A 23,725-nucleotide genomic window follows, 5' to 3' on the forward strand; every position below is an offset into this window, starting at 1 on the left:
GACCGACGGGCAATGTGCAGTACGTTTCCGGGTCGCAGCCCCACTCCTAGAGGGCCCACGGGTTTCGGCGCCCCCGCTCACATCACCCGAGCCGGCGCCACCGGCCACACGTCCTTCCCGGCCACGTAGCGCCGCAGCAGGCCGAGGTCGACGATGCTGAACCCGACCTTCGAGAAGATGGGCAGCAGCACGAACAGCGCCGTGTCGACGGGCTGGCCGACGACGCCCAGGCCCGACGGCCCCAGGATCCACGTTAGCGGGTAGCCGATCCAGAACACGGCGAGGTAGGCGGCGCTGGTGTCGAACACGCGGCCGAGCGCGTCGCCCGTGCCATGCGCCTCGCGCCGGAGCGGGCCCCAGACGAGCGCGAACAGGACGGCCAGCGCGGCCACGCCGATCCCAAAGAAGACAAACCGGGCCGGCGACGCCGACAGGTCGCCCACCAAGCCGCACAGGATCATGATCACGTCGGCGGCGATCAGCGCGCCGAGCAGCAGCCACGGCTTCTTCTCGTGCTCGATTGACGCCGTCATCCACAGCGCCGTGATGAGCAGCGGCGTCGAGACGATCCAGTCGGCGTAGCGGGCCCAGTACGTCGTCTGTCCCCAGACCTCCACCTGGCCCAGCCCGAGCGCCATCGCGGTGTATGCCAGCCCGGACCAGATCGGGATCAGCATCGCCACGACGTACTCGGCGTGAGGGACGCCCCGAGGGTTCCGGTACCACACGAAAAAGAGCGCTGTGCCGGCCGCCATCGCGCCGACGTAGATCCAGTGCAAGAGGGTCGCGAAGTCCATGGGGGCCGGGGAAGGAGAGTGGCCCCCACCCCGTCGGCGGCGCTCCCGTTCCGCGCGCCGGCCCGTTCAGGGAATCTCGCAAGCGGGGCCACGCCCCGGTTCGTCCGCGAAGGGCGCGCAGAGGCGCCCCGGACGCCCTCCGGCGACCTTGCAGGGTCCCCCCATTTGCTAGAGATGTCTGTTTCGTTCGAGTCCTTCGGCTTCGCCCCCTCCGTACTCCGCGGCGTCGTCGACGCCGGCTACACCACGCCCACGCCCGTCCAAGCGGCCACCCTGCCGCCCGCGCTCGACGGCATCGACGTGGTCGGCGTGGCCCAGACGGGGACCGGCAAGACGGCTGCGTTCGTGCTGCCCATTTTGGACTACCTCGTCAAGGACGACGCGCCGCACGGCAAGCGCCGCCCGATCCGGGCCCTCGTCGTGACGCCGACGCGCGAGTTGGCGATCCAGGTCGAGGAGGCCGTCCGGACGTACGGCAAGCACACCCACGTGACGTCCGCGACGGTCTACGGCGGCGTCGGCAAGGGCGCCCAGCGGGCGGCGCTCAAGCGCGGCGTCGACATCGTGGTCGCCACGCCGGGCCGGCTGCTCGACCTGGTCAGCGAGGGTGTCCTCGACCTGAGCCGCGTCGACGTGCTCGTGCTCGACGAGGCCGACCGGATGTTCGACATGGGCTTCGTCCGCGACGTCCGCCGCATCGTGGCCGAGGTCCCCGAGCAGCGCCAGACCCTGCTGTTCTCGGCCACCATGCCGCCCCCGATCCAGGACCTCGCCCGGAGCATCCTGCACAAGCCCGAGACCATCGAGGTCGGCGAGCGCCGAGACCCCGCCGCGACCGTCGCCCAGCGCGCCGTCCGCATCGGCGAGGCCGACAAGCAGGCGCTCCTCCACCACCTCCTCGACACCGAGGACACCGACCGCGTCATCGTGTTCTCGCGCACGAAGTACCGCGCGGACCGGATCATGAAGAAGCTGGACCGCGCCGGCTACAACGCCGTCGCGATCCACTCGAACCGGAGCCAGGGCCAGCGCCAGCGCGCGCTCAAGGGCTTCGAGTCCGGCCAGTTCAAGGTGCTGGTCGCGACCGACATCGCCGCGCGCGGCATCGACGTGCCCGGCGTGACGCACGTCATCAACTTCGACACGCCGAATATCCCGGAGGACTACATCCACCGGATCGGGCGGACCGGCCGCGCCGAGGCCACCGGCGATGCCATCTCGTTCGTCTCCGCCGAGGAGTCGCCGCACCTCGCCTCGATCGAGAAGCACATGGGCCAGCGGGTCGACGAGGTCAAGATCGACGGCTTCGAGCCGCCCGCGATGGGCGCCGCGATGACGAAGGCCAAGCGGTCCAACCCGAGCGGCCACCGCTCGCGCCAGAAGGGCCAGGGCGGCGGCCGCCCGGGTGGCGGGCGCAACGGGACCGGCCGGAATGGCGGCGGCCCCAAGGGCAAGGGCGGTGGCGGACGCAACGGCGGCGGCCGGAGCGGCGGCCACGGCTCGCGGTAGACGACGGCGGCCGGGGAATGGGCAGGGACCTCATCACCCCAAACCCTCCCCTGCACCCCCTCGCCCTATGGGAGAGGGAGCCCGCGTCTCGCGCGAGCTCACCTACCGCGCAAGCCTTCGGGCTTGCGCCGTGCCCGTCGCCCTCCCCCGGCCCCTCCTCCCCGCCTGCGCGGGGACAGGCTGGAGGGGAGGATCGGATGTGGCGCTTTCAATCGTCGGATGGCGCGAGCGGACATAAGACGTCCCCTCTCCCCTCGGGAGAGGGGCAGGGTGAGGGTCGCCCGCCTCGGCGTTCCGTTCGGCTCCCCCGCAGAGCCACAGAGGCGGACCGCTTGGTCTCAACGCCGCCCACCGTCTCTCAGACCCCCGCCCCATTCAAAAATGGGTTCGACGCCCGCTCGGCGCCGACCGTCGTCATCGGGCCGTGGCCCGAGAACACGCGCGTGTCGTCGGGCAGCACCAACAGCTCGCGGCGGATCGACGCCAGCAGCGTGTCGAGATCGCCCTGCCACAGGTCAGTCCGGCCAATCGAGCCCCTGAACAGGGCGTCCCCCGCAATGACGAGCTCATCGGCTTCCGAGTAAAAGGCGACGGAGCCCGGCGAGTGGCCGGGGACGTGGAGCACGCGCAGCACGGCGTCGCCGAGCGCGATCGCGTCGCCCGCCGCGAGGTCGTGCGCCGGGGGTGGCGGGGCGTCCACGCGGACGCCGAACATCTCGCCCTGGACGACGGCGTTGTCGAGGAGGGGCCCGTCGGCGGGGTGCATCTGCCAGCCGCCGTGCTCGGCGTCGGGGAAGCGGTGCTGGAAATGGGCGCAGCCGAAGACGTGGTCGAGGTGGCCGTGCGTGAGGAGCAGGTGCCGGACCGTCAGCCCCGCCGCCTCGATGTACGCCTCGACGGCCTGCCGCTCGGCCCGGCTCGCGGTCCCGGGGTCGATGAGCGCGGCCTCGCCGCCGGACGACAGGACGTAGGTGTTCTCGGCGAACGGGCTGACGACGAACGACTGGACGGTGAGGGGCATGGAGTCGGGAATGCGGGAACGCAGGAGGGCAGGAGCGCAAGGTCTCGTCTGAGGGCGGCGGGCGCCAGCGGGCAGGCCCGCCCCGGATGCGGACTCTGCCCGTTCCCCGTTCCCCCTTCCCCTTTCCCCGAGCGCCAGCGAGATTCCCCCATGCTCACGCGCCTCCACCGCCAGATCCTCCGGGCCCTGCCGCTGCCGTTCCTGGCCGCGCTGGTGACGCTGCTGTTCCTGCTCCTGATGCAGTTCCTGATCAACTACCTGCCCCAACTCGTCGGGCGCGGGTTGCCGCTGGTGGCCGTCACCGAGCTGATCGCGTACAGCCTGGCCTACATGCTGTCGCTGGCGGTCCCGATGGCGTGGCTGATCGCGCTGCTGGCGGCGTTCGGGGCGCTCGCCGAGAGCCGGGGCTACCTCGTCGCCAAGGCGTCCGGCATCTCGCTGCCGCGGCTGGCGTGGCCCGCGCTCGTCGTCGGGATCCTGCTGACCGGCGCGATGGCGTACTTCAACAACGAGATGCTGCCCGAGGCCAACTACCGGCTCAACGGGCTGTGGCGCGACATCCGCGTCAGCCGCCCGGCCTTCGCGCTGACGCCCGGCGAGTTCTACACCGACGTCGGCGGCTACGCGATCCGCGCCGAGGCGATTCCGCCCGACTCCGCCGGCCTGCTCCTGGGCGTGACCGTCTTCGAGAGCGGCGCCGGGGCCGCGACGGCCACGCTCACCGCCAAGCGCGCGCGCTTGCAGACCCAGTACGGCGGCCAGCGCCTGTCGATGCTGCTCGAGGACGGCGCCATCGACCGCCGCACGCCGGCCTTAGAAGGCGACGAGTACGAGCGCCTCACCTTCGACCGCCACCGGCTGGCGCTCGACCTCGGCGGGCTCGGCGGCTTCGAGCGCCGCACGACCGACGAGGTGGGGCGCACCGACCGCTCGATGCGAACGACCGAGATGCTGGCGGTCGTCGACTCGCTCGACGCCCTGTCCGACGCCCGCGGCGACTCCGTCCGCGCTGCGCTCGCGCGGCGGGGTGCCGCGAGCTACGACGTCCGGCCCTCGTTTTTCGAGACCGAGTCGGTCGCCACGACGACGCCCGGCGACACCGTCACCGTCGGCGCCGGGCGGGCCGTCCTGGCGGGGCTGGGCGACGACGACCGCGTCGCGGCCTACGACCTAGCGCTGCGCCGCGCGCGGTCCGTCCGGGGCGCGGCCGAGTCGGCAGCGGCGGCCGTCGAGTTCGAGGCGCAGCGGGCCGACCGCTTCCGGGTCGAGATCTACAAAAAGAATTCGATCGCGCTGGCGTGCCTCGTCTTCGTGCTCGTCGGCGTGCCCTTGGGGCTGGCGGTCCCGCGCGCGGGTGTCGGTGTCGTCGCGACGCTGGCCGTCTTCGTGTTCTTGTTCTACTGGATCACGCTCGTCCAGGGCGAGAAGCTGGCGGACCGGGACATGCTCCCGCCCTGGCTCGGGATGTGGGCCGCGAACGTCATCATCGGCGTGCTCGGCACGTACCTCGTCGTCCGCGAGGCCCGCGACCCCGCCTGGCGCGACCCCATCCGCGCCCTGGCCGGCCGCTTCAAACGGAGGGGATAGCTCGCTGCGCTCGCGGGGACGAGGAACGGGGAATGAGGAACGAGCAGAGCGAGGCGACCTCGCAAGCCGGAACAAATGATGAGGCGCACCTTCCCCAGTCCCCAGTCCCCAGTCCCCAGTCCCCAGTCCCCAGTCCCCAGTCCCCATGCTCATCCTCGTCCCCACGCCCGTCGGCAACCTCGAGGACATCACGCTCCGCGCGATCCGCACCCTCAAGGAGGCCGACGTGGTGGCCTGCGAGGACACGCGCACGACGGGCAAGCTGTTCAACCACTTCGGCATCGACACGCCGCGCCTGAGCTTCCACACCCACAACGAGCACGGCCGGGTCTCGCAACTCGTGAGCCGGATGCAGGCCGGCGAGACGGTCGCGCTGGTGTCCGACGCCGGGACGCCGGGCATCTCGGATCCGGGCTTCTTGTTGGTCCGCGCCGCCGCCGAGGCGGACATCCGCGTCGAGGCGCTGCCGGGCCCGACGGCGTTCGTCCCGGCCCTCGTCGCCAGCGGGCTCCCGAGTGACCGGTTCGTCTTCGAGGGCTTCCTGCCCCACAAGAAGGGCCGCCAGACGCGGATCAAGGCGCTCGCCGACGAGCCGCGCACGTCGATCCTCTACGAGAGCCCGCACCGGCTGGTCAAGCTGCTCGGCCAGCTGGCGGAGTTTCTCGGGGAGGACCGCCCCGCTGCCGTCGGCCGCGAGCTGACCAAGATCCACGAGGAGGTCCGCCGGGGGACGCTGGCGGAGTTGGCGGCGCACTACGGCGCGCAGGCGAAGGTCCGGGGCGAGATCGTCGTCGTCGTCGGCGGTGCGGAGGGCACACCGGTCGTCAAAGAGAAACGGATGGGAGGCAGAAAGGAACGGAAGACGGACTGACGGCCTCTCCTCCGCTCGTCGCCTCCTCGTTTCTCGGCTCAGCGACACAAGCCGCCGGAATCCGCTGCCCGCTTAGCCCGTGCCCTCCCCCACCGGCTCGCCGATGCGCCAGCGGTTGCCGTCGGGGTCGGTGAGCTCGACCTCGCGAGCCCACGGCTGGGCGCTCACCTCGGCGCCGAACTCGGCCGCGACGGCATCCACATCGTCGACGCTGAAGTACAAGAGCGTGTCGGGCCGGGCGTCGCCGCGGTGCTCGGACAAGTGCAGCCGAATGTCACCGCGCCGCAGGAAGAGGTACAGCGGCAGCGTCGGCACGAAGCGGTGCTCGCCCTCGACGGCGAAGCCAAGGCGGGCGTACCACCGCGCCGTCGTGGCGGCGTCGCGGACGCGCAGGATCGGGGCGAGGTGCTCGGGCATCGGTGGGCGGGGTCGGAGGCGGAGTCGGAGGCGGGGTCGGAGGCGGGGTCGGAGGCGGGGTAAACTATCCGGCCGCCCCTCCCCCGCCTCATGCTTCGCCTGTTGCTCCTCGCCGCCCTCTCCGGGTGCGCAAGCTCGAGCCCCGCCGCCCCGCCCGCGCCCGTCGCCAGCGCTCCGCCGGCCGCCGCCAGCACGCCGCCAGCCGACGACCGGACGGCGGTGGAGAACGCCGTCGCCACGACGATCGCCGAACCGGGCGTCCACGTGGTCCACTTCTGGGCGCCGTGGTGCGGCAACTCGAAGGCGGAACTCGAAGGCGGGCTCTACGAGGTCCTCGAGGGCCACCCCGACGTGACGTTCGCGTTCGTGACCATCTGGAATGACGCCGAGGACGGGGCGGACCGGCTGGCGCGCTACGGGATCGAGCCCGGCGCGAATGTCTCCGTCTACGCCCAGCCCGACCGAGGGCCCTCCGCCGACCGCGCCCTGCGGCGGACGACGTTCCTCGGCCTCCCGCTGACGTGGACACCGACGACGTGGGTCTACAACCGCTCGGGCAAGCTGGCGTACGCGTTCAACTACGGCGAGCTCACGCCCGAGCAGCTCGCCGCCGCCATCGCCGACGCCCGCAACGAGTGGACCCATGACTGACCTGTCTTCACCCCGGCCCGACGGGGCCGACACCACCCTCCGCCAGATCGTCTCCGCTGACGGCGTCCACGTCGTCCACGTGTGGGCGCCGTGGTGCGACAACGCGCGCCACGAGCACGCGCCGGTGTGGAGCCGCTGGCGTGACCTCGGGGCCGACTCCGTCACCTTCGTGACCGTCTGGAGCGACGGCGCGTCCGGCGCGGATGTGCTCGCCGAGGACGGCGTCGAGGGCGTCGCCGAAGTCGTCGTGCCCGGCCCGAAGCCCGAGAAGCCGGACCGACGGCTGACGCTGCTCGGCGTGCCCGTCTCGTGGACCCCGACGACGCTCGTGTTCAACCGCAACGGCCTCCTGGCGTACGGTATGAACTACGGGGAGGCCACGGCGGAGCAGGTGATGGGCGCCGTCGCCGACGCGCGGCGCGCGTGGTAACGGCGGGGGGTTAGGGTGCAGAGAATGCGGCGTGGGGACCCGCCGCCCCGTCCCCCATCGCTCGCGCGAATGCCGCCAGCTTGCGCGCATTGAGCGCGCCTCCCGTCCGCAACCCGCTACACACGTCGAGCCCGAACGGCCCGACCTCAGCGACCGCTCGCGGCACGTTGTCCGGCCGCAGGCCGCCCGCCAGGAAGACCGGCACGTCGAGCCGCTCGCGGATTGCCCGGCTGACCGCCCAGTCGTGCGCCGTCCCCGTCCCGCCCAGCGTCTTGGTGGCCGCGTCGGGGTTGCCGGAGTCGAGCAGCACCACGTCGACGTGCCGCGCGACGGCCTCGGCCTCGGCGACCGACTCGGGCCCGGTCACGTGGACGACCTGCCACAGCGCCCGCCCCGGGATCTCGACCCGCAACCGCGCCCACACGGCCGGGCTCGCGCGGTCGACGAGTTGGACGGCTGAGACCCCCGCCGCATCGACCTGCCGCGCGATCGTGTCGGCGTCGGTCGCGCTCGTCAGCAGCACCGACATCACGGGTGGCGGGACGGCCCGGGCGATCTCGGCGATCCGCTCGTCCGGAATTACGCCTGGCCCACTCGGCATCGCGCCGACGAGCCCGACGGCATCGGCGCCGTAGCGGACGGCGAGCCGCATCTCGGCAATCGAGCCGATGCAGCAGACTTTGAGACGAGGGGCACGGGGAGCGTCCACGGGGCAAGGGGCAAGGGGCGAGGGGCAAGGGGCAAGGGGCAAGATGCGCTGCCTGCCGCTCCGTGCATAGCCCCGCCACGTTGGCCGCGCCCCTGTCCACCTCGGCGCCGAGGTGGGGTCAGTCGAGGTCGGCGCGCAAGTCGGGCGCCAGCAGCCTGCCCCAGACGGCATCGTAGGGGTGGACCTCGCCGACGGGCTCCCCGCCGCGCACGACGGGCCGGCCCTCCCCCGCCCACCGAAAGATCGAGCCCTCCAGGTTTGCCGCCTCGACGCCCCGCTCGCGCAGCCGCTCCGCCACGGCCCCCGAGCGCACGCCGACGGAGCAGTACACGACCACGCGCGTCGCCTGTCCGACCGCCTCCGCCAGCACTTCCGGGCTCGCGTCGGGGTCCACGCGGACGGCGCCGGGGAGGTGCGAGATGGCGTACTCCTCGGGCGTCCGGGCATCGAGCAGGAGCGGAGCCGCGCCCGACGCCAGCCGCGACGCCAGCGTGTCGGTCGAGATCGACGGCACGTCGGGAAAGCGGGCGGCGACCTGGCGGTCGACGGCACGCCACGCCAGCGAGCCCGGCCGGTACGGCCGCGACAGCGCCCACACGGCCACGGCGACGAGGAGGAGGACGAGGGCGGCGAGGGCGAGGCGCATGGGGTCCCAACGCTCGGTCCGGGTGGAGGGTGCCGCGAGCGGGGATTTGGGAGTGCAGACCTGCGACCTCCCGAGCGTGAGGGGCTCGCGAAGACGGCGCCTCCATCTGGCGTCCGCCCGTTCCCCGTTCCTCGTTCCCGTCTCCTCGTCCCCGTGGTGCACCCGAACGCGAGCCGTCGGCCCGTTGGCCGCGTCCCTGAGGCGCCCCCGTCCGCAGGCTATCTTCGCGCTTCGCATTCTCCCACGGCTCGACCCCCCGAATGACCGGCAAGCTGATTGACCGCCTCGTCGCCGCGACGGTCTTCGTGTACTCGTTCGTCCTCTACGTCGCCACGATGGCCGAGACGACGCCATTCTGGGACTCGGGCGAGTTCATCGCCATCTCCAACGGATTGGAGGTGAGCCACCCGCCAGGGGCCCCGTTCTACATGCTGGTGGGGCGGCTCTTCTCGATGTTGTCGCCCATCCTCGGCACGTCGAGCCCGGAGCCCATCGCGTTCTCGGTCAACCTGGTCTCCGTGCTGTGCAGCGCGCTGACGATCCTGGTGACGCACCTGGTGATCGTGCGGCTGGTGCGGATCTGGACCGGCCACCCGGACACCTGGACACCCGCTCAGCGCGTCGGCGCGAATGCGGGCGGCGCGATCGGCGCGCTGACGTTCGCGGTCACGGACTCGTTCTGGTTCAACGCCGTCGAGGCCGAGGTCTACGCGATGTCGATGCTGTTCACGGCGCTCGTGGTGTGGCTGGCCCTCGTCTGGCGGGATGCGACCCGGGCCGAGGAGGCCGCCCTCGCCAAGCGCGGCGAGCACCCGTTCGGGCTCCACGCCGACCGCTACCTCGTCGCCATCGCGTACCTGTTCGGACTCGCGATCGGCGTCCACCTGCTGAACGTGCTGACGCTGTTCTTCATCGCGCTCGTGGTCTTCTTCCAGAAGGTCGACCGGGCGGACTGGACGACCGGGCAGCGCGTCAAGGGGCTGCTTCTGACGGGCGCCGTGGCCGTCGGCGTGTTCCTTGTGATCTACCCCGGCGTCGTCCAGACGCTGCCGACGCTGGCGGGCGCGAGCGGGTCGCCGACGCTGTTCGTGATCGCGGTGCTGGCGCTGCTCGTCGGCGCCGTGTGGTACACGCAGAAAAAGGGGATGCCGCTGGCCAACCTCGCGTCGCTCATCATCGCGCTCGTGATCCTCGGCTACTCGTCGTACGGGCTCATCTTTGTCCGCTCGGCCGCCAACCCGCCGATCGACGAGAACGACCCGGAGACGGCCGAGGCCATCGTGAGCTACCTCAAGCGCGAGCAGTACGGCAGCACGCCGCTGCTCACGGGCACGACCTACGACAACCGGACCGGCCGCGTCGACGAGCAGACGACGTTCCCGCGTCGGCACTCGTCGGTCCCGCAGCACATCCAGGTCTACGCTCAGTACGACTCTGACGCGGCCTACTTCTGGCAGTATCAGATTGGCCACATGTACGCGCGGTACTTTATGTGGAACTTCGTCGGCAAGGCGGCCGATACCCAGGACGCCGGCTGGATCTCCGGGATCGGCGAGAGACCGGCGACGGGCCCAACGCCCTCTGAACAGGCAGGGCAGAACGCCTACTTCTGGCTCCCGCTGCTGCTCGGATTGATCGGCATCGGCGTCCACGTCCAGCGCGACTGGCGGCGCGCGCTCGCGGTCGGCGTGCTGTTCCTGGTCACGGGCATCGGCATCATCCTGTACCTGAACCAGACGCCGTACCAGCCGCGCGAGCGGGACTACTCGTACGTGGCCTCGTTCTTCGCCTTCTCGCTGTGGATCGGGATCGGGGCGACCGGGCTGATCGAGCTGGCGTCGGAGGCGCTCGAGAAGAAGACGGCCGCGCTGCGGAGCGCGACGGCGCTGGCGATCGCCGCCGCGCTGTTCCTGGTCGTCCCCGGGTGGATGGCCGTCGAGAACTACGACGACCACGACCGCTCGGGCCGCCGCATCGCGACGGACTTCGCGCGCAACCTGCTCGAGAGCACGGCGCCGAACGCGATCCTGCTGACGAACGGCGACAACGACACCTTCCCGCTGTGGTACCTCCAGGAGGTGATGGGTGTCCGCCGCGACGTGCGCGTGGTGAACCTGTCGCTGCTCAACACGCCGTGGTACATCCGCCAGCTCCGCGACCAGGCCAGCCGCGAGAGCGCGCCGCTCCCGCTGTCGTTCACCGACGCCGACCTCGACGGCATCTCGGGCCCGCCCTCTATGCGGGCGACCGGTCCGCTGGCGCCGCGCGTGATCGAGGACACCGAGGTGGCCCTGCCCGTCGACGCGCGCGCGTTCGCCGACGACCGCGTGGCTGGCCGCATCGCCCCAGGCGACGTTCCCGACCGGATGACATGGACGCTACGTGGGCAGCCGCTCGGGGAGGGCCAGAGCGTGCTCTACACGGCCGACCTCGCCGTGCTCGACCTGCTCCGCAACGTGGCCGAGGAGGGCTGGCAGCGGCCGGTCTACTTTGCCGGGACCGTCTCGCAAGCCTCGGAGTTGGGCCTCCAGCCCTACTTCCAGAACGAGGGGCTGGCGCGGCGCGTGGTCCCCCTCGCACGCGGCGGCGGCGACCCCGACGGCGCGGTCGTCCCGGAGGTCGCGCTCGCCCGGCTGTCCAAGTTCGAGTTCCGCGGCCTCGACGACCCCGACGTGTACCTCGACCAGAACGCCCGCAACATGGCCGACGGCTACCGCATCCGTGTCGGCACCATTGCCGGGCGGCTCGCGGGCCAGGGCCGCGCCGACGCCGCCGTCGCCCTGCTCGACCGCCTCGCGCAGCAGGTCCCGACCACCACGGTCCCCGCCAGCTTCGGGTCGCTGCTGACACTGGCCGACGCCTATGAGCGGGCTGGCGCCTCGGACAAGGCGGCCACCATCTTCCGCGAGGCGGAGACCATCGCCCTCGGACAGCTCCAGTCTGCACGGTCCGCCGGCTCGCAGGACCAGGCGTTCCAGTTCGTCCAGTACATCCAGTCGGCCTACATCCTGGGCGGCGACTACGAGGCCGCCTCGGCGTTCATGGGCCGCATCGCGGACGTGATCGGCGACGAGACCTTCCGCCGCTCGGCCGACGAGATCCGCGCCGAGGCCGAGGCCATGATGGCGCCGCCCACCGACTCGGCGGGGCAGTAGACCCGTGGGCCCGGCGGTTCCCCTCACGCGTGAGGGGAACCGCTGGTCGACCCTGAGCGCTGCGATGGGCGATCGGCGGGGGGAGCCCAGCCACTCACCGCCCGCCGACCGACGGATGCACGGACGCACCGACCCGCTGCTCGCCCGGCCGTAGATTCCGGCCGTCCTCCGCCCCCGACCGATGCCCGAGACCCTGCCCGACGCCGACCTCGACCGCGCTGCGGCCGTCCTGGGCGTGACGCCCGAGCGCGACGGCGCGCTCACCCGACTCGCGCTCTCCGACCCCGCCAGCGGGCGGCGGCTGGCCGTCGAGGTCACCCGCACGGACGAGGGCAGCGCCATCGTCAAGGTGTATGGGACCGAGGCGCACCTCGAGCTCCACGACTGCGCCGGGCTCGTCACGTCTGAGGACCTGGGCGAGGTCATCTTCTTCGCTCGCGGCGGCGGACGCGTCGCTGGGCTCGTGATCGAGCGTGAGGCCGCGTGCTCGCTCTACGCGAATGTCGCCGAGCGACTGCTCTCCGCCGATTTCCTGACCGTCGCCCCCGAAGTCGCGCAAGCGGCCGTCGTGCTGTCGCTCAGCGAGCCGCTCTTCGAAGGCGACTGGACGCCGGAGTCGGAGGCGTGACGGACGTCGACGGCGGCCCCCCTGCGGGCGGCGTCGAGGTCCACCTCGCGCACGAGACGCGGTCGCTCGATGTCGACACGGCTCGGGCGGTCGCGCAGGCCGTGATCGACGGAGAAGGGCTCTCCACGGGCGACGTGGGGATCGTGCTCGCGGACCACGCGACGGTCCACAACCTCAACCGGGAGTGGCTCGGCCACGACTACGAGACCGACGTGGTGTCGTTTGTGCTCGACGAGGCGCCGGGCATCGTCGACGGCGAGGTCTACGTCGACCTCGACACGGCGCACGAGCGGGCGGCCGAGTTCGACACGACGCCCGAGCGCGAGGCGCTGCGCTACGTGGCACACGGCGTCCTCCACTTGTGCGGGCACGACGACGCGACGGACGCGCAGCGCGCGGCGATGCGGGCGCTGGAGGACCGCTACCTGGCGGCGGCGGGCTGCTAGGTATCGTCCGGTGATTCCGCACGCAGCCGCGATCGAGGCCTGGGCATCGACGTCAAGACGTGCGAAGCAGACGTAGCCGTCGCCACGGCGATGCCGCGCGACGCGGAGGGCGGCGATCAGGGCCAACCGCACGCCGTGAGGCATTCACCTGACAGCGCCTACCCCACCAGCTTGCGCAGCGGCTCGGCGACCTTGACGACGTGCTTCGCGGTCGACATGATGTAGAAGTGGATGCCGGGGACGCCCGCGTCGACCAGTTCGGCGGCCTGCTGGCGGGCCCACTCGACGCCCACGTCCGCCACGTGCTCGGGCTTGGCGGCCTCGACCTCCGCCGCCAGCGCCTCCGGTATCTCCGTGTGGAACGTCCGGGGCAGCGTGCGGAGTTGCTGTTTGGAGGTCAGGATCTTGACGCCCGGCACGATCGGGACCGTCACCCCGACCTCGCGGCACGTCTCGGCCCACGCCAAAAAGTGGGCGTTGTCGAAAAACATCTGGCTGACCACGTAGTCGGCGCCCGCGTCCACCTTGCGCTTGAGGTTGAGTACGTCCCACGTCAGGTTGGGCGCGTCGACGTGCTTTTCGGGGTAGCCGCCCACGCCGACGCAAAAGTCGGTGGGCGCCGCGTCAAGGAGGTCGGCCAGGTAGCGGCCCGCGTTCATGGCCTGGATCTGGGCCACCAGGTCCGCCGCGTAGGCGTTGTGGTGGCGGCCCGGCCGCTCGGGCTTGTCGGCCGCGGCCTCGTCGCCCTTCACCGCCAGCACGTTGTGGATGCCGAGGTAGTTGAGTTCGATGAGCGCGTCCTCGGTCTCCTCCTGCGTGAACCCGCGGCACAACAGGTGCGGCACGGCATCGATGCCGAAGCGGTACTGGATGGCCGCGCACAGCCCCAGCGTGCCCGGCCGCTTACGCTTGACGCGCTTGCGGACGGTCCCGTCGGGCTGCTCGTCGTACACCGTCTCGGCCGAGTGGCTCGTCACGTCGATGAACGGCGGCCGGTACGGCGCCAGCGCCTCGACGACCGCCAGCACATCCGCGACGGACGTGCCGCGCGTGGGTGGGATGATCTCGTACGAGAACAGCGGGCCGTCGGCCTGGTCGTAGTGCTCCGTGACCTTCATGGCGCGTCGGGGGGAGGCGCGAGGATACCGCGAGACACGGGCCAGCGGCTAGTTCCGGCGGAGCCAGAGGTCCTCGGTGAGGGCCGAGCGTCCGGGCGCTTGGGGCGGGCCGCCCGGCGCGACGCGCTGGCGAGGCTTCGCTTGACGCGCGCGCTCGTCCTCCAAGATGTCGCGGAGCTTGACGGGCCGGGCCTCACCGCGAGCCGACGCGCGGCGGCGACGGTCGACGGGGTCGAACGGCATCACGTCGTCCGGGTAGAGGATCCGAAATGCCGTCACGCCTGCCCAGACGGCCATCAACAGAATCGCCGGGACGGCGACCCAGAAGAACAGCACGAACGCGGCGCCGAGCGGCAGCATCGGATCAGTTGGCCTCCACCGGCTCGGGGGCGGGTGCGGGCGCACCGAACAGGTCGGCGTCGGGCTGGCCGACGAGCGCGGGGGCGGCGCCCTCAAACTGGGACTCGGTCTCCTGTGCATCGATCACCTCCTCCTCCAGGATGTCCGTCGGCGTGGCCGCCAGCTCTTCGAACGTGTCGCGGAACGCAAAGTCGAGGTAGGTGAAGCCGAAGAAGATGAGCAGGAACGAGGTGCTGCCCAGGAAGACCAGCATGTTGGTGCGCGTGGCCTCGTATTTGAGCCCCATGAACCGGGAGGCCACCCAGTACACCTTCGTCCCGGCGATGCCGAGCGCGATCGGCACGCTGAGCCAGCCGAACGGAATCCGGAAGGGGGTTTCGAACTGGAAGCCGAAGAAGTCGCCGAAGCCCCGCTCGAAGATGGCGAGCACGACGGTCAGGACCGTGAGGCCGACGAGGATGGCGAACGTCTGCTTGAGCATCCCCGCGTCGATGACGTGGTGAGCGCCGTGGCCGGTGTGCTCGGTGTGTCCCTCTGCGTGTGCGTGATCTGCCATGGTCGATGTGGAGTCGTGATCCGTGAGGCATTGGGGCTCGCGTGGAGTCCCGCGTCCCGGATCAGATCAGGTACATGAGGGGGAAGACGAAAATCCAGATGATGTCGACGATGTGCCAGTACAGGCCGACGTTCTCGACCGGCGTGTACCACACCGACGAGTACCGGTCCTTGGACGCGAAGAACACCAGGAAGCCGATCGCGATGATGCCGATCACGATGTGGATGGCGTGGATCCCCGTCATCACGTAGTAGATGGCGAAGAAGATGCCGGCGCGGCGGTTGGAGAAGATCTCCCCCTCGCGGCCGTGGTCGCCGCCGTGGTCGTCCGCGGCATGCTCGGCCTCAGCCAAGCCGGTGCCGCCTTCCAGCAAGAGCTCCGCGTCTGGAACGGCAGCGCCCTCCCCCCCGCTCGCGGCATCCGCAGCCTGGAGCGCGTTGGGGTCGCCGGAGGTGTCTTCGCCCATAAGTGGCGCGTCGCCGGTCGCGAGCGTGCCCGCCTCGGCCTCGACGGCCTCGGCGTCAACGGTCTCGCCCTCACCGTCGACCACGAAGAGCGGGACGCCCGGGACTGAACCCGCGAGCTCGTTGACGCGGGCCGTGCCCTCGTCGAGCTCGAAGTTGACGCCGGGGTAGATGCCCAGCTCGAACTTGTGGCCGTACTCGAAATACTTGACCACCAGGAAGCCCGACGCCAGCACCATCGTGGCGACCAGGTTGTAGACCAAGACCTTCTTGTTGTCCATCTGCGCCCCACGGATCGCCCACGCCATCGTCAGCGACGACAGGAGCAAGACGAGCGTGTTCGTGGCGCCGAGCACGGTGTCGAGTTGCAAGCTGGCCTGCTCGTAGAGCTCCGGGTACAGGACGCGGAAGATGCCGTAGGCCACGAACATCCCGCCGAAGAGCAGGATCTCCGTCGCCAGGAACAGCCACATCCCCAGCTTCGAGGCCTCGAACTGCTGCTCCGAGGACACGAAAAAGTGCTGGAGGTTCGACGCGTGGAGCTGGCCGTCGTGGCCGACGAGCATGTGAGGCTCGCCGCCGTGGATGTCGCCGTGCCCGTCGCCGCCGTGGGCGTGCGGGTCGTCGACGGTGACCGGGGTGGGAGAAGTCGCCATGGTGTCTAGAGCGTGAGTCGAGGGGGCGGTCTGGGAGACCGACGCCCTAGGCGATCGGGTCGGGCTGGGAGGTGCCGTCGTCGATGGTCTGGTCCATCTCCTGCGGCCCGCCGATCTCGACGACCGGGACCGGCGCGCCGCGCTGGCTGTCGCCCGACGACTGGAAGAGCACTTCGTAGTCGTAGGGGCCGTGCGTCACGAGCGGCGTGTGGTGGAAGTTGTGGTGGTCCGGCGGGCTCGTCGTATGCGTCCACTCCAGCGTGGCGCCGCCCCACGGGTTGCCGGGCGCCTTGGGCGTGCCCTTGCGCAGCGACAGCAGGCCGTTGACGAGCACGACGAACAGCCCGAGGCCGAGCACGTAGCTGCCGATGGTCGAGGCCTGGTGCAGCGGCTCGAGCCACGGCATGTCGGGGTAGTCGTAGTAGCGACGGGGCATGCCCTGGCTGCCCATGACGAACTGGATGAAGAACGTCATGTTGAAGCCCAGGAAGACGAGCAGCGCCGAGAGCTTGCCCAGCGTCTCGTTGTAGAGCTTGCCCGTCATCTTCGGCCACCAGTAATGGAGCCCGCCGAGGAAGGCCATCACCGTCCCGCCCATCATCACGTAGTGGAAGTGGGCGACCACGAAGTAGGTGTCGTGGAGGTGAATGTCGACCGCGAGCGCCCCGACCATGATGCCCGTCACGCCGCCGATCGTGAAAAGGAACAGGAACGTCAGCGCGTAGAGCATCGGGGTCTTGAGCCAGACCGAGCCCTTGTACATCGTCCAGACCCAGTTGAAGATCTTGATGCCCGACGGGATGCCGATCAGGAACGTGATCAGCGAGAACACGACGCTCGACACCGGGCTCTGGCCCGAGGTGAACATGTGGTGGCCCCAGACCAGGAAGCCCAAGAGCGCGATCGCCACGGACGACAGCGCGACGGCGCGGTAGCCGTAGACCCGCTGGCGGCTGAACGTGCCCATCAGCTCCGAGATCACGCCGAAGGCCGGCAGGATCATGATGTACACGGCGGGGTGGCTGTAGAACCAGAAAAAGTGCTGGAACAGGACCGGGTCGCCGCCGAGGGCTGGGTCGAAGATGCCGATGCCGAGCACGCGCTCCATGGTCAGGAGGACGAGCGTGATGCCGATGACCGGCGTCGCGAGCACCTGGACGATCGAGGTCGCGTAGATCGACCACAGGAAGAGCGGCATCCGGTTCCAGGTCATCCCCGGCGCGCGCATCTTGTGGATCGTCACGATAAAGTTGAGGCCGGTCAGGATCGACGAGAAGCCCATCACGAAGGCCCCCATGGCCATCGCGATCACCGCCGTGCCGGTCTCCTTCGAGTACGGCGTGTAGAACGTCCAGCCCGTGTCGACGCCGCCCGTCGTGATCGAGTACAGCGCGATGATGGCGCCGATCACGTAGATGTACAAGCTCAGCAGGTTCAGCCTGGGGAAGGCCACGTCCTTGGCGCCGACCATGATCGGCAGCAGGAAGTTGCCCATCGTCGCCGGGATCGACGGGATGATGAACAGGAACACCATCACCAGCCCGTGCATGGTGAACACGCGGTTGTACGCGTCGGGCCCCATGATCGTCTCGCCGACCGTGAACAGCTCCGTCCGGATCCCGAGCGCCAGCAGGCCGCCGACCGAGAAGAAGAACGAGACCGCGATCAGGTACATGATCCCGATCCGCTTGTGGTCCACGGTCAGGGCCCACAGCTTGACCCACTGCCACGCGCGGGAGGCGCCGCGGACGCCGTCGGCGGGCCGGGGCTCGCGGAGGTAGTTGTGGACCGGCTCGTGGCCGACCGGATACGCGCGCGCGGCGGCGGGCGCCGCGGCGGGAGCCGGCTTGGTGGGTGTCAGCGTCGCCATGGGGGGACTGGCTGGGGGTGGGGCCGGCGCGGGGCCGGGGTGGGGTTACTGCTCGCGGACGGCCTCGCGATCCTCCGGATCGACGGGGTCGGCGACGGGGACGCTCGGGTCGCCCATGCCGCCCTCGGGCGGCTGGCCGGCCGTGGACTGCTCCACGCCCGCGTCCTCGGGGAGGACGAGGTCGGACGGGAGCGAGGCGCCGCTCACTGAGCGGATGTAGGCCGCCAGCCCGGCGACCTGCTCCTCGTTGAGCTGGCCGTCGTAGGACGGCATGTTGCCGTTCTCGTAGCCGGGCACGATGTAGTTCTGTGGGTACAGGATCGACTCGACCGTGTAGGCCTCGTCGAAGAAGCCGCTTGCGGAGCCGGGGCGGGGCTGGCCCCACACGTTCAGCCACGACGGACCGACACCAGCGGTGCCGTCGATCGAGTGGCAGTTGTTGCAGTTGCGCTGGGTGTAGAGCTGCTCGCCAAGCTCAACGAGAGGGACCGGGCCCTGGCCGGGCGGGCCGTTGCGCAGGACGGCGTAGTACTCGTCACGCGAGACGACGTGGATCTTGGCGCCCATGTTGGAGTGGGCGTTGCCGCAGTACTCGGTGCAGAGCACCTGGTAGGTCCCCTCGCGGGGGGCCTCGAACCAGACGTACGAGTAGCGGTTCGGGATCACGTCGTGCTTGATCCGGAACTCCGGGACAAAGAAGCTGTGGAGCACGTCCTGGCTCGTCATCTCCAGCCGGATGGGCGTCCCGACGGGCACCCAGATCTCGCTGAAGCCCTGCATGCCGTTCTGGTACTCGAACGTCCACGCCCACTTCTGAGCCTTGACGTTGATCGTGATGGCGTCGCTCGGTGGGATGGCCGTGCCGACGTAGGCGCGGAAGCCCCAGAAGAACACGACGAGGACGAGGATGGACGGGATCACCACCCAGCTCGTCTCCAGCCACTTGCTCTCGATCACGTCGACCGGGCGGTCGGCGTGGCTCTTGCGGCGGTACTTCCAAACGAAGTAGACCATCGCCGCCGTCACCATCAGCGTCAGGATAATGGACGCGTACAGGATGAAGTAGAACAGCGCGTCGATCTCGTGCGCCGTCGTCGAGGACTGCGGCGGGAGCCAGATCGTGCCGCCCTCAGTCAGCAAGGACGTCCGCTCGAGCGCGGCGGCGGTGGAATCGGTCTGCATCATCGGAATAAGGTCGGCACGGGGGGTGCCGACGGTGAGTCAGCGGGCGGGCGCTGGGGTGGGTGCGTCGCCCCAGTCGTCGGGCCGCGAGCCCTCGCGGCGCCAGAAGAACAGGAGCAGGCCGCCGAAGACGACGAGCAAGACGGCCCCGGCGATCTTGGTCACGGTCAGCACGGCCAGAGAGTACGACTGGGCGTCTTCGTCGTACTCGTAACACGTGATGAGGAAGCGGTCGAGGGCGTTGCCGACTGTCCCCTCGCTGGCCTCGACGAGCCCCAGCTTGAAGTCGAGCGGGGCCGGCTCGATGCCGTAGAGGTAGCGGGTGATTTTGCCGTCGGGCGAGAGCAGCGTGAGCGCGGCCGTGTGCGCGTACTCGCTCGTCCGGGGGTCCCACGCGTAGCGGAAGCCGACGGCGTCGGCGAGCGCCTCGACATTCGCTTCAAGCGAGTCGCCGACGGTCCAGAAGTGGAAGGCGTCGGTGTCGGCGACCTCCGCGAGCCGGACGTAGCGGGCCTTGGCCCGGGTCGCCATCTCGGGCGTGTCGCGCGGGTCGACGCTGACCGCCAGCACGGTGTAGTCCTCACCGAGCACCAGGTCGGACTGGGAGATGGCATTCGCCAGCCCGTCGAGGACCAAGCTGCACAGCATCGGGCAGCTGTGGTAGACGAAGGCGACGACCGTCGGCCGCTCGCCGTCGACGATGCTTGCGAGTTGGACCGTCTCGCCCTGTTCGTCCAAGAACGTCAGGTCCGTCGGGACGCTGGCGCCGAGAAACTCCGTCAGGCCGACGGCGCCTGCCAAGCGGTTCGGGAGCGGGCCCTGGCCCTCCTGGCCGTCGAGCGGCGCGATGGGCCCGCGTGTGACCTGTGCCTGTGCCCCGACCGCGAACGCGGCGAGTGCCAAGAGCAGGAGGCCACGGGCACGCATCGGTTAGTTCTCGGGGGTCAAGGCTGGGAGCCGGGCATCGTCAGCGTCGATCTCGCCGTCGTTCTCGATCAGTTCGACGGTGTCGTTGTACTCGCCGTCGATGCCGACGGCCTCGGGGGCGTCGAGCGCGGCGTCGATGGCGCTGGCCGGGCGCGTGGTCTCCACGCCAGCGGGCGAGGCCTGGACGGCCGGGGCGGCGTTCCAGACGGGCCACATCGTGTTCCACCCGGCGCGATCGGTGGGCAGGTCGCTGGCGCCCTCGCCAGCGTAATCGAGCGCGACGAGCCCCATCGCGCGGCCGATGGGCAGGCCGTAGGTGGCGTCTGTACGCGTGTAGTTGGACAGCTTCGCGAGCGCCTCCGTGCGGAGGTCCTGCTGCTCGTAGTTCTGCACGGCGCCCGCGGCGCGCGTGTCGACCTGCGTCAGGAATGGGATGTAGAAGAGGTAGATCAGGACGACAGCGATGGCAGCCACCGACAGCAGGGTCGCCGCGACCAGGCCGAGCAACTGCCCGCCCTCGATGCCCTCATCCTCGACGCCCATGCTGGCGAGCAGCGCCTCGGCCTCGTCATCGTGCTCGCCGGTCACGTCGGCAGCCTCTTCCTTGACCTCAGCGGCCGAGGCGGTCACGAGACCCGCGAGCGGGCCGAGCGGCTCGTCCTGCTCGGGGCGGACCGTTTGGTCCGCGCCCTCGCGCATGCCCTCCTGAGCCGCAGGCAGGGGCTCGTCGCGGTGCGGGTTCGGGACGCGATCGGTGTCGTCCGAGTCGGGGCGGGGGGAGTCGGCCATGGGTCTGAGAACGGAGCCGAGCGCCCCGTGTTTTCAGTTTTGATTGAAAGCTCTGTGGAGCGCGGCGTTCCCGCCGGTCTCAGAGCGAGGCGGCGCAGACGCGCCGCCTAGCTAGACGTTCTCGAAGCGGAGCGAGTCGGCGTAGTACGGGTCGCCGTAGGGCGTGACCGCGTGGCGGCCGAGCCGCAGCATCGTCGTGCCCAGGAACAGCCCGAAGAGGCCGAGCCAGACCGACATCTCGACGATCGGCAGGTGCGGCTCGACGACGTGGAGCACCATCCCGGAGCTCGCGTGCTCGGCGTCGCCCGGGCCCATCGCGCTCAGGCTCGCCAGCAGCTCGCCGCCCCCGCTCGCGAGGGCCGCGTGGCCCGCCTCGGCCGCGACGTGCATCGAGGGCATCGCGATCCACCAGAGGTCGACCCAGTGCATCACCAGCAGCCAGACGGCCATCGTCGCGAGCGCGGGGGCGATCCGCTTGGTGTTGCGCGGCAGCAGGATGAGGAACGGCAGGATGAAGTGGAAGAGGAACAGCGACCACGCCACGATCTCCCAGCCGCCCGTGAACCGCTTCTGGAACCAGACGATCTCCTCGGGCAGGTTGGCGTACCAGTACAGCATGTACTGGCTGAAGGCGACGTACGTCCAGAAGACGACGAAGCCGAACATGAACTTGCCCACGTCCTGCGTGTGCTCGACGGTGATGTCGGTCGCCATCCCGCCCTTCTTGAGCAGCAGCGCGAGGAAGGCGATCAGGCACAGCGCGCCGAGCCAGCCGCCGGCGAAGAAGTAGACGCCGAACATGGTCGAGAACCAGTGCGGGTCGGTCGACATCAAGTAGTCGTAGCTGAGGAACGCCGTGGCGACGGCGGACAGCGGGATCCCGATGGCGCTCCACTTGCGCTGGTCGAGCGTGTTCTGCGGGTCCGGCGCGGCGTCGTTGCGGACGGACAGGGTGTAGAGCTTGTGGCCCAGGAACGAGAACAGCGCGAAGTAGACCACGTAGCGGATCACGAAGAACGGCATGTTCAGGTAGGCCTCCTTCCCCGCGATGATGCGGTCGTACTCCGGCGAGGCCGGGTCGAACAGCTCGGCGTGCGTCCAGTGGAAGAGGTCGTGCGAGCCGAGCAGGATCGGGATCCCCGCCAGCGCCAGCAGCGGGAAGCTGGCGGCGAGCGCCTCGGGGATGCGGCGCAGCGTGACGCTCCAGCGCGCCTTCGTGATGTGCTGGATCATCACGAAGAACAGCGCGCCGATGGCGATGGACACGCAGAACACCCAGCCGATCAGGTAGGCGAACAGCGTCCGCTGCGGGTCGCCGGTGACGAGCCCGACCACGACGCCGGCGACGAGCAGGAGCAGCCCGACGCCGAGCGGCGCGGCCCACCAGCGCTGGTCGCCCGTGAACCGGAAGCGCGCCGGGACGCGGTCGCCCTCGGCGTCGACGGGGTCGAAGAGGATGCGAGTGACGGGGTTCGACATAGAGAGAGGCGTCGTCGGGGGGGAGTCCCTTCCGTGGATCAGTTTTGGCGGACGTTGTCGTTCGCCACGTCGAGGCGTTGGCGGTCCGTCTCGGGCACGTCGGCGGCGGTGCCGGCCTGGCTCCGCTGGAGCGCGCGGACGTAGGCGACGACGGCCCAGCGGTCGGCCGGCGGCATCTCGTGGCCGTAGCTCGGCATCGTGTTGATGCCGTTCGCGATCACGTCGTAGATGTAGCCGTCGGGCCGGGCCTGGAGCGCCTCGGTGTGGTAGCTGGGCACCTGGAAGCCGTAGCCGAGCCCCCCGTTGCCGACCGCGACGATGCCGCGCCCGTCGCCGGCGTAGCCGTGGCAGACGGTGCAGTAGATGTTGTACCGCTCCTGCCCGCGCTCGAGGAGCGCCGCCGTGGCGTCGACCGGGATGCGGTCGATGTAGGCGCCGTCGGCCGAGCGGCCGTACTCGAACGGCGCGTTCTCGGCCGTCCGGAGCTGGCCGCGCGCGATCGTCCCGGCGACGGGCGTCCGCATGGCGGCGCCGTCGGCGAACAGGTCATTCGCCTCCTGCGCCTCGAAGCGCTGGGTGAAGTCCATGTTCAGGTTCGGGTGGATCGGCGTCTTCTCGCTCGTCATCCCACGGCAGCCGCCGAGGACGACCACGAAGGTGAGGGCGAGGAGGAGGGTGCGCTGGGTCATGGGGGCAGTGTCGCGTGTTTCGTATTGCGCGCCGGTGTCGGAGGACACGCAACACGCAACACGCATCAGCTCTAGATGTCGCCGGTCGTGTGCTGCGGGGTGACGGGCACCGGGGCGGGGGCCGTCGTGGTCGCCGGCACCTGCGTGTCGGTCTCCTCCGTCGCGCCGTCGTGGTCGACGTACTCGAGGTGCGTCGCGCCGAGCTCGCGGAGGGTGGCGGCCGTGGCGGCCCGGTCGAAGGCGCGGTCGTTGCCCGAGACGTGGACGAAGAAGGCGTCGTCGGTCGAGCGAGAGAACCGGTCGGAGTGGAAGAGCGGGTTGTAGGGCTTCGGCAGCCCGTTCAGCGCCAGCATCCCGCCGACGGCGGTCAGCGCCGAGAGCAGGACGGTCAGCTCGAACATGATCGGGACCGACGACTCCCACGCGAAGAGCGGCTTGTTGGAGATGTTGATCGCGTAGCCCTGGAACTCGGTCCACAGCCAGTCGGGCTGGCCGCCAGCGCTCGTCCACCACTGGAGGAAGATGGCGGCCACCAGGCCCATCAGGCCGCCGGCGAACACCATGAAGCCGAGCTTCGAGGTGGGCAGGCCCATCGCCCGGTCCATCCCGTGGATCGGGAACGGCGAGAACGTGTCGATGTCGGTGTAGCCCTGCTCGCGCAGGCCCTCGATGGCCTCGACGAGGGCGCCGGGGTCGGAGTACTCGGCGAGCAGGCCGACGTGCTGGTTGGCCCGGTCGTCGAGCGCCTTGCGGATCGTGGTCAGCATC

The 23,725-nt window shown here is 70.2% G+C and carries 24 protein-coding genes; 8 read left to right on the forward strand and 16 right to left on the reverse strand.

What is annotated here, in order from left to right:
* Nucleotides 1-77: 77 nt before the first annotated feature.
* The gene (locus ACLII4_RS16575; protein WP_412068504.1) at nucleotides 78-797 is read right to left on the reverse strand and encodes a bacteriorhodopsin; all 720 of its coding nucleotides are present in this window, start codon (nucleotides 795-797) and stop codon (nucleotides 78-80) included.
* A 174-nt stretch (nucleotides 798-971) separates the two neighbouring features.
* On the opposite strand from ACLII4_RS16575, the gene ACLII4_RS16580 reads away from it, so the two are divergent.
* Nucleotides 972-2,306 (forward strand): DEAD/DEAH box helicase, encoded by a 1,335-nt coding sequence (locus ACLII4_RS16580; RefSeq protein WP_412068505.1) that lies wholly within the window; start codon nucleotides 972-974, stop codon nucleotides 2,304-2,306.
* 358 nt (nucleotides 2,307-2,664) lie between these two features.
* Here ACLII4_RS16580 and ACLII4_RS16585 read toward each other — a convergent pair whose 3' ends face one another.
* On the reverse strand, nucleotides 2,665-3,327 hold the full coding sequence (locus tag ACLII4_RS16585) for an MBL fold metallo-hydrolase (protein ID WP_412068506.1): 663 nt from the start codon (nucleotides 3,325-3,327) through the stop codon (nucleotides 2,665-2,667).
* Between the two features lie 150 nt (nucleotides 3,328-3,477).
* Here ACLII4_RS16585 and ACLII4_RS16590 point away from each other — a divergent pair, with 150 nt between their 5' ends.
* Together ACLII4_RS16590 and rsmI are read left to right on the forward strand one after the other, a co-directional pair.
* Nucleotides 3,478-4,914 carry an LptF/LptG family permease gene (locus ACLII4_RS16590; RefSeq protein WP_412068507.1) on the forward strand — a complete coding sequence of 479 codons (1,437 nt, stop codon included), beginning with the start codon at nucleotides 3,478-3,480 and terminating at the stop codon, nucleotides 4,912-4,914.
* Between the two features lie 145 nt (nucleotides 4,915-5,059).
* Nucleotides 5,060-5,785 (forward strand): 16S rRNA (cytidine(1402)-2'-O)-methyltransferase, encoded by a 726-nt coding sequence (gene rsmI, locus ACLII4_RS16595; RefSeq protein ID WP_412068508.1) that lies wholly within the window; start codon nucleotides 5,060-5,062, stop codon nucleotides 5,783-5,785.
* Between the two features lie 72 nt (nucleotides 5,786-5,857).
* Here rsmI and ACLII4_RS16600 read toward each other — a convergent pair whose 3' ends face one another.
* Entirely contained in the window at nucleotides 5,858-6,202 is a 345-nt protein-coding gene (locus tag ACLII4_RS16600; protein WP_412068509.1) for a glyoxalase superfamily protein, read from the reverse strand.
* Nucleotides 6,203-6,292: 90 nt separating this feature from the next.
* On the opposite strand from ACLII4_RS16600, the gene ACLII4_RS16605 reads away from it, so the two are divergent.
* On the forward strand, nucleotides 6,293-6,853 hold the full coding sequence (locus ACLII4_RS16605; RefSeq protein ID WP_412068510.1) for a TlpA family protein disulfide reductase: 561 nt from the start codon (nucleotides 6,293-6,295) through the stop codon (nucleotides 6,851-6,853).
* Nucleotides 6,846-7,283: a TlpA family protein disulfide reductase gene (locus ACLII4_RS16610; protein WP_412068511.1), complete on the forward strand. Its 438-nt coding sequence runs from the start codon at nucleotides 6,846-6,848 to the stop codon at nucleotides 7,281-7,283. Before ACLII4_RS16605 ends, ACLII4_RS16610 begins: the two co-directional genes overlap by 8 nt.
* Before the next feature lie 10 nt (nucleotides 7,284-7,293).
* Here ACLII4_RS16610 and ACLII4_RS16615 read toward each other — a convergent pair whose 3' ends face one another.
* Nucleotides 7,294-7,992 carry a phosphoribosylanthranilate isomerase gene (locus tag ACLII4_RS16615; RefSeq protein ID WP_412068512.1) on the reverse strand — a complete coding sequence of 233 codons (699 nt, stop codon included), beginning with the start codon at nucleotides 7,990-7,992 and terminating at the stop codon, nucleotides 7,294-7,296.
* A gap of 118 nt (nucleotides 7,993-8,110) precedes the next feature.
* The gene (locus tag ACLII4_RS16620; protein ID WP_412068513.1) at nucleotides 8,111-8,638 is read right to left on the reverse strand and encodes a rhodanese-like domain-containing protein; all 528 of its coding nucleotides are present in this window, start codon (nucleotides 8,636-8,638) and stop codon (nucleotides 8,111-8,113) included.
* Nucleotides 8,639-8,898: 260 nt separating this feature from the next.
* Between ACLII4_RS16620 and ACLII4_RS16625 the strand changes: the two genes are divergently transcribed.
* From ACLII4_RS16625 to ybeY, 3 genes are all read left to right on the forward strand, one after another.
* Nucleotides 8,899-11,793, forward strand: coding sequence for a protein O-mannosyl-transferase family (locus ACLII4_RS16625; protein ID WP_412068514.1), 2,895 nt, complete (start codon nucleotides 8,899-8,901; stop codon nucleotides 11,791-11,793).
* Between the two features lie 181 nt (nucleotides 11,794-11,974).
* The gene (locus ACLII4_RS16630) at nucleotides 11,975-12,421 is read left to right on the forward strand and encodes a hypothetical protein (RefSeq protein ID WP_412068515.1); all 447 of its coding nucleotides are present in this window, start codon (nucleotides 11,975-11,977) and stop codon (nucleotides 12,419-12,421) included.
* Nucleotides 12,418-12,867, forward strand: a complete 450-nt coding sequence (gene ybeY, locus ACLII4_RS16635) for an rRNA maturation RNase YbeY (RefSeq protein WP_412068516.1) — start codon at nucleotides 12,418-12,420, stop codon at nucleotides 12,865-12,867. Before ACLII4_RS16630 ends, ybeY begins: the two co-directional genes overlap by 4 nt.
* Nucleotides 12,868-13,025: 158 nt before the next feature.
* Here ybeY and ACLII4_RS16640 read toward each other — a convergent pair whose 3' ends face one another.
* The 11 genes from ACLII4_RS16640 to ACLII4_RS16690 all read right to left on the reverse strand — a co-directional run bounded on the left by ACLII4_RS16640 (nucleotide 13,026) and on the right by ACLII4_RS16690 (nucleotide 23,724).
* Entirely contained in the window at nucleotides 13,026-13,985 is a 960-nt protein-coding gene (locus ACLII4_RS16640; protein ID WP_412068517.1) for a methylenetetrahydrofolate reductase, read from the reverse strand.
* A gap of 48 nt (nucleotides 13,986-14,033) precedes the next feature.
* The gene (locus ACLII4_RS16645; protein WP_412068518.1) at nucleotides 14,034-14,345 is read right to left on the reverse strand and encodes a hypothetical protein; all 312 of its coding nucleotides are present in this window, start codon (nucleotides 14,343-14,345) and stop codon (nucleotides 14,034-14,036) included.
* A 4-nt stretch (nucleotides 14,346-14,349) separates the two neighbouring features.
* Nucleotides 14,350-14,901 carry a cytochrome C oxidase subunit IV family protein gene (locus ACLII4_RS16650; protein WP_412068519.1) on the reverse strand — a complete coding sequence of 184 codons (552 nt, stop codon included), beginning with the start codon at nucleotides 14,899-14,901 and terminating at the stop codon, nucleotides 14,350-14,352.
* 61 nt (nucleotides 14,902-14,962) lie between these two features.
* Entirely contained in the window at nucleotides 14,963-16,021 is a 1,059-nt protein-coding gene (locus ACLII4_RS16655; RefSeq protein WP_412068520.1) for a cytochrome c oxidase subunit 3, read from the reverse strand.
* Between the two features lie 46 nt (nucleotides 16,022-16,067).
* Entirely contained in the window at nucleotides 16,068-17,891 is a 1,824-nt protein-coding gene (ctaD, locus tag ACLII4_RS16660) for a cytochrome c oxidase subunit I (protein ID WP_412068521.1), read from the reverse strand.
* Between the two features lie 45 nt (nucleotides 17,892-17,936).
* A complete protein-coding gene (gene coxB, locus ACLII4_RS16665) occupies nucleotides 17,937-19,076 on the reverse strand; it encodes a cytochrome c oxidase subunit II (RefSeq protein WP_412068522.1) in 1,140 nt (379 codons plus the stop codon).
* Between the two features lie 36 nt (nucleotides 19,077-19,112).
* On the reverse strand, nucleotides 19,113-20,000 hold the full coding sequence (locus tag ACLII4_RS16670) for an SCO family protein (protein WP_412068523.1): 888 nt from the start codon (nucleotides 19,998-20,000) through the stop codon (nucleotides 19,113-19,115).
* Nucleotides 20,001-20,003: 3 nt separating this feature from the next.
* On the reverse strand, nucleotides 20,004-20,789 hold the full coding sequence (locus ACLII4_RS16675) for a hypothetical protein (RefSeq protein ID WP_412068524.1): 786 nt from the start codon (nucleotides 20,787-20,789) through the stop codon (nucleotides 20,004-20,006).
* A 111-nt stretch (nucleotides 20,790-20,900) separates the two neighbouring features.
* Nucleotides 20,901-22,268 (reverse strand): hypothetical protein, encoded by a 1,368-nt coding sequence (locus tag ACLII4_RS16680; RefSeq protein WP_412068525.1) that lies wholly within the window; start codon nucleotides 22,266-22,268, stop codon nucleotides 20,901-20,903.
* Between the two features lie 38 nt (nucleotides 22,269-22,306).
* Nucleotides 22,307-22,957 carry a c-type cytochrome gene (locus tag ACLII4_RS16685; RefSeq protein WP_412068526.1) on the reverse strand — a complete coding sequence of 217 codons (651 nt, stop codon included), beginning with the start codon at nucleotides 22,955-22,957 and terminating at the stop codon, nucleotides 22,307-22,309.
* Between the two features lie 71 nt (nucleotides 22,958-23,028).
* Entirely contained in the window at nucleotides 23,029-23,724 is a 696-nt protein-coding gene (locus ACLII4_RS16690; RefSeq protein WP_412068527.1) for a DUF3341 domain-containing protein, read from the reverse strand.
* Nucleotide 23,725 lies beyond the last annotated feature (1 nt).

Origin of the sequence: Rubrivirga aquatilis, from assembly GCF_046845665.1 — a bacterium.
Lineage (GTDB): Bacteria > Bacteroidota > Rhodothermia > Rhodothermales > Rubricoccaceae > Rubrivirga.

What these genes read in the sequence shown, in the direction of transcription:
- ACLII4_RS16630 (WP_412068515.1), top strand. Translation starts at nt 11,975, where the DNA reads ATGCCCGAGACCCTGCCCGACGCCGACCTCGACCGCGCTGCGGCCGTC.
- ACLII4_RS16690 (WP_412068527.1), bottom strand. Translation starts at nt 23,724, where the DNA reads ATGCTGACCACGATCCGCAAGGCGCTCGACGACCGGGCCAACCAGCAC.
- ACLII4_RS16640 (WP_412068517.1), bottom strand. Translation starts at nt 13,985, where the DNA reads ATGAAGGTCACGGAGCACTACGACCAGGCCGACGGCCCGCTGTTCTCG.
- ACLII4_RS16645 (WP_412068518.1), bottom strand. Translation starts at nt 14,345, where the DNA reads ATGCTGCCGCTCGGCGCCGCGTTCGTGCTGTTCTTCTGGGTCGCCGTC.
- ACLII4_RS16590 (WP_412068507.1), top strand. Translation starts at nt 3,478, where the DNA reads ATGCTCACGCGCCTCCACCGCCAGATCCTCCGGGCCCTGCCGCTGCCG.
- ACLII4_RS16605 (WP_412068510.1), top strand. Translation starts at nt 6,293, where the DNA reads ATGCTTCGCCTGTTGCTCCTCGCCGCCCTCTCCGGGTGCGCAAGCTCG.
- ACLII4_RS16670 (WP_412068523.1), bottom strand. Translation starts at nt 20,000, where the DNA reads ATGCGTGCCCGTGGCCTCCTGCTCTTGGCACTCGCCGCGTTCGCGGTC.
- ACLII4_RS16680 (WP_412068525.1), bottom strand. Translation starts at nt 22,268, where the DNA reads ATGTCGAACCCCGTCACTCGCATCCTCTTCGACCCCGTCGACGCCGAG.
- ACLII4_RS16685 (WP_412068526.1), bottom strand. Translation starts at nt 22,957, where the DNA reads ATGACCCAGCGCACCCTCCTCCTCGCCCTCACCTTCGTGGTCGTCCTC.
- ACLII4_RS16585 (WP_412068506.1), bottom strand. Translation starts at nt 3,327, where the DNA reads ATGCCCCTCACCGTCCAGTCGTTCGTCGTCAGCCCGTTCGCCGAGAAC.
- ACLII4_RS16610 (WP_412068511.1), top strand. Translation starts at nt 6,846, where the DNA reads ATGACTGACCTGTCTTCACCCCGGCCCGACGGGGCCGACACCACCCTC.
- ACLII4_RS16655 (WP_412068520.1), bottom strand. Translation starts at nt 16,021, where the DNA reads ATGGCGACTTCTCCCACCCCGGTCACCGTCGACGACCCGCACGCCCAC.
- ACLII4_RS16600 (WP_412068509.1), bottom strand. Translation starts at nt 6,202, where the DNA reads ATGCCCGAGCACCTCGCCCCGATCCTGCGCGTCCGCGACGCCGCCACG.
- ACLII4_RS16620 (WP_412068513.1), bottom strand. Translation starts at nt 8,638, where the DNA reads ATGCGCCTCGCCCTCGCCGCCCTCGTCCTCCTCCTCGTCGCCGTGGCC.
- coxB (WP_412068522.1), bottom strand. Translation starts at nt 19,076, where the DNA reads ATGATGCAGACCGATTCCACCGCCGCCGCGCTCGAGCGGACGTCCTTG.
- ACLII4_RS16575 (WP_412068504.1), bottom strand. Translation starts at nt 797, where the DNA reads ATGGACTTCGCGACCCTCTTGCACTGGATCTACGTCGGCGCGATGGCG.
- ACLII4_RS16650 (WP_412068519.1), bottom strand. Translation starts at nt 14,901, where the DNA reads ATGGCAGATCACGCACACGCAGAGGGACACACCGAGCACACCGGCCAC.
- ACLII4_RS16675 (WP_412068524.1), bottom strand. Translation starts at nt 20,789, where the DNA reads ATGGCCGACTCCCCCCGCCCCGACTCGGACGACACCGATCGCGTCCCG.
- ACLII4_RS16625 (WP_412068514.1), top strand. Translation starts at nt 8,899, where the DNA reads ATGACCGGCAAGCTGATTGACCGCCTCGTCGCCGCGACGGTCTTCGTG.
- ctaD (WP_412068521.1), bottom strand. Translation starts at nt 17,891, where the DNA reads ATGGCGACGCTGACACCCACCAAGCCGGCTCCCGCCGCGGCGCCCGCC.
- ACLII4_RS16580 (WP_412068505.1), top strand. Translation starts at nt 972, where the DNA reads ATGTCTGTTTCGTTCGAGTCCTTCGGCTTCGCCCCCTCCGTACTCCGC.
- rsmI (WP_412068508.1), top strand. Translation starts at nt 5,060, where the DNA reads ATGCTCATCCTCGTCCCCACGCCCGTCGGCAACCTCGAGGACATCACG.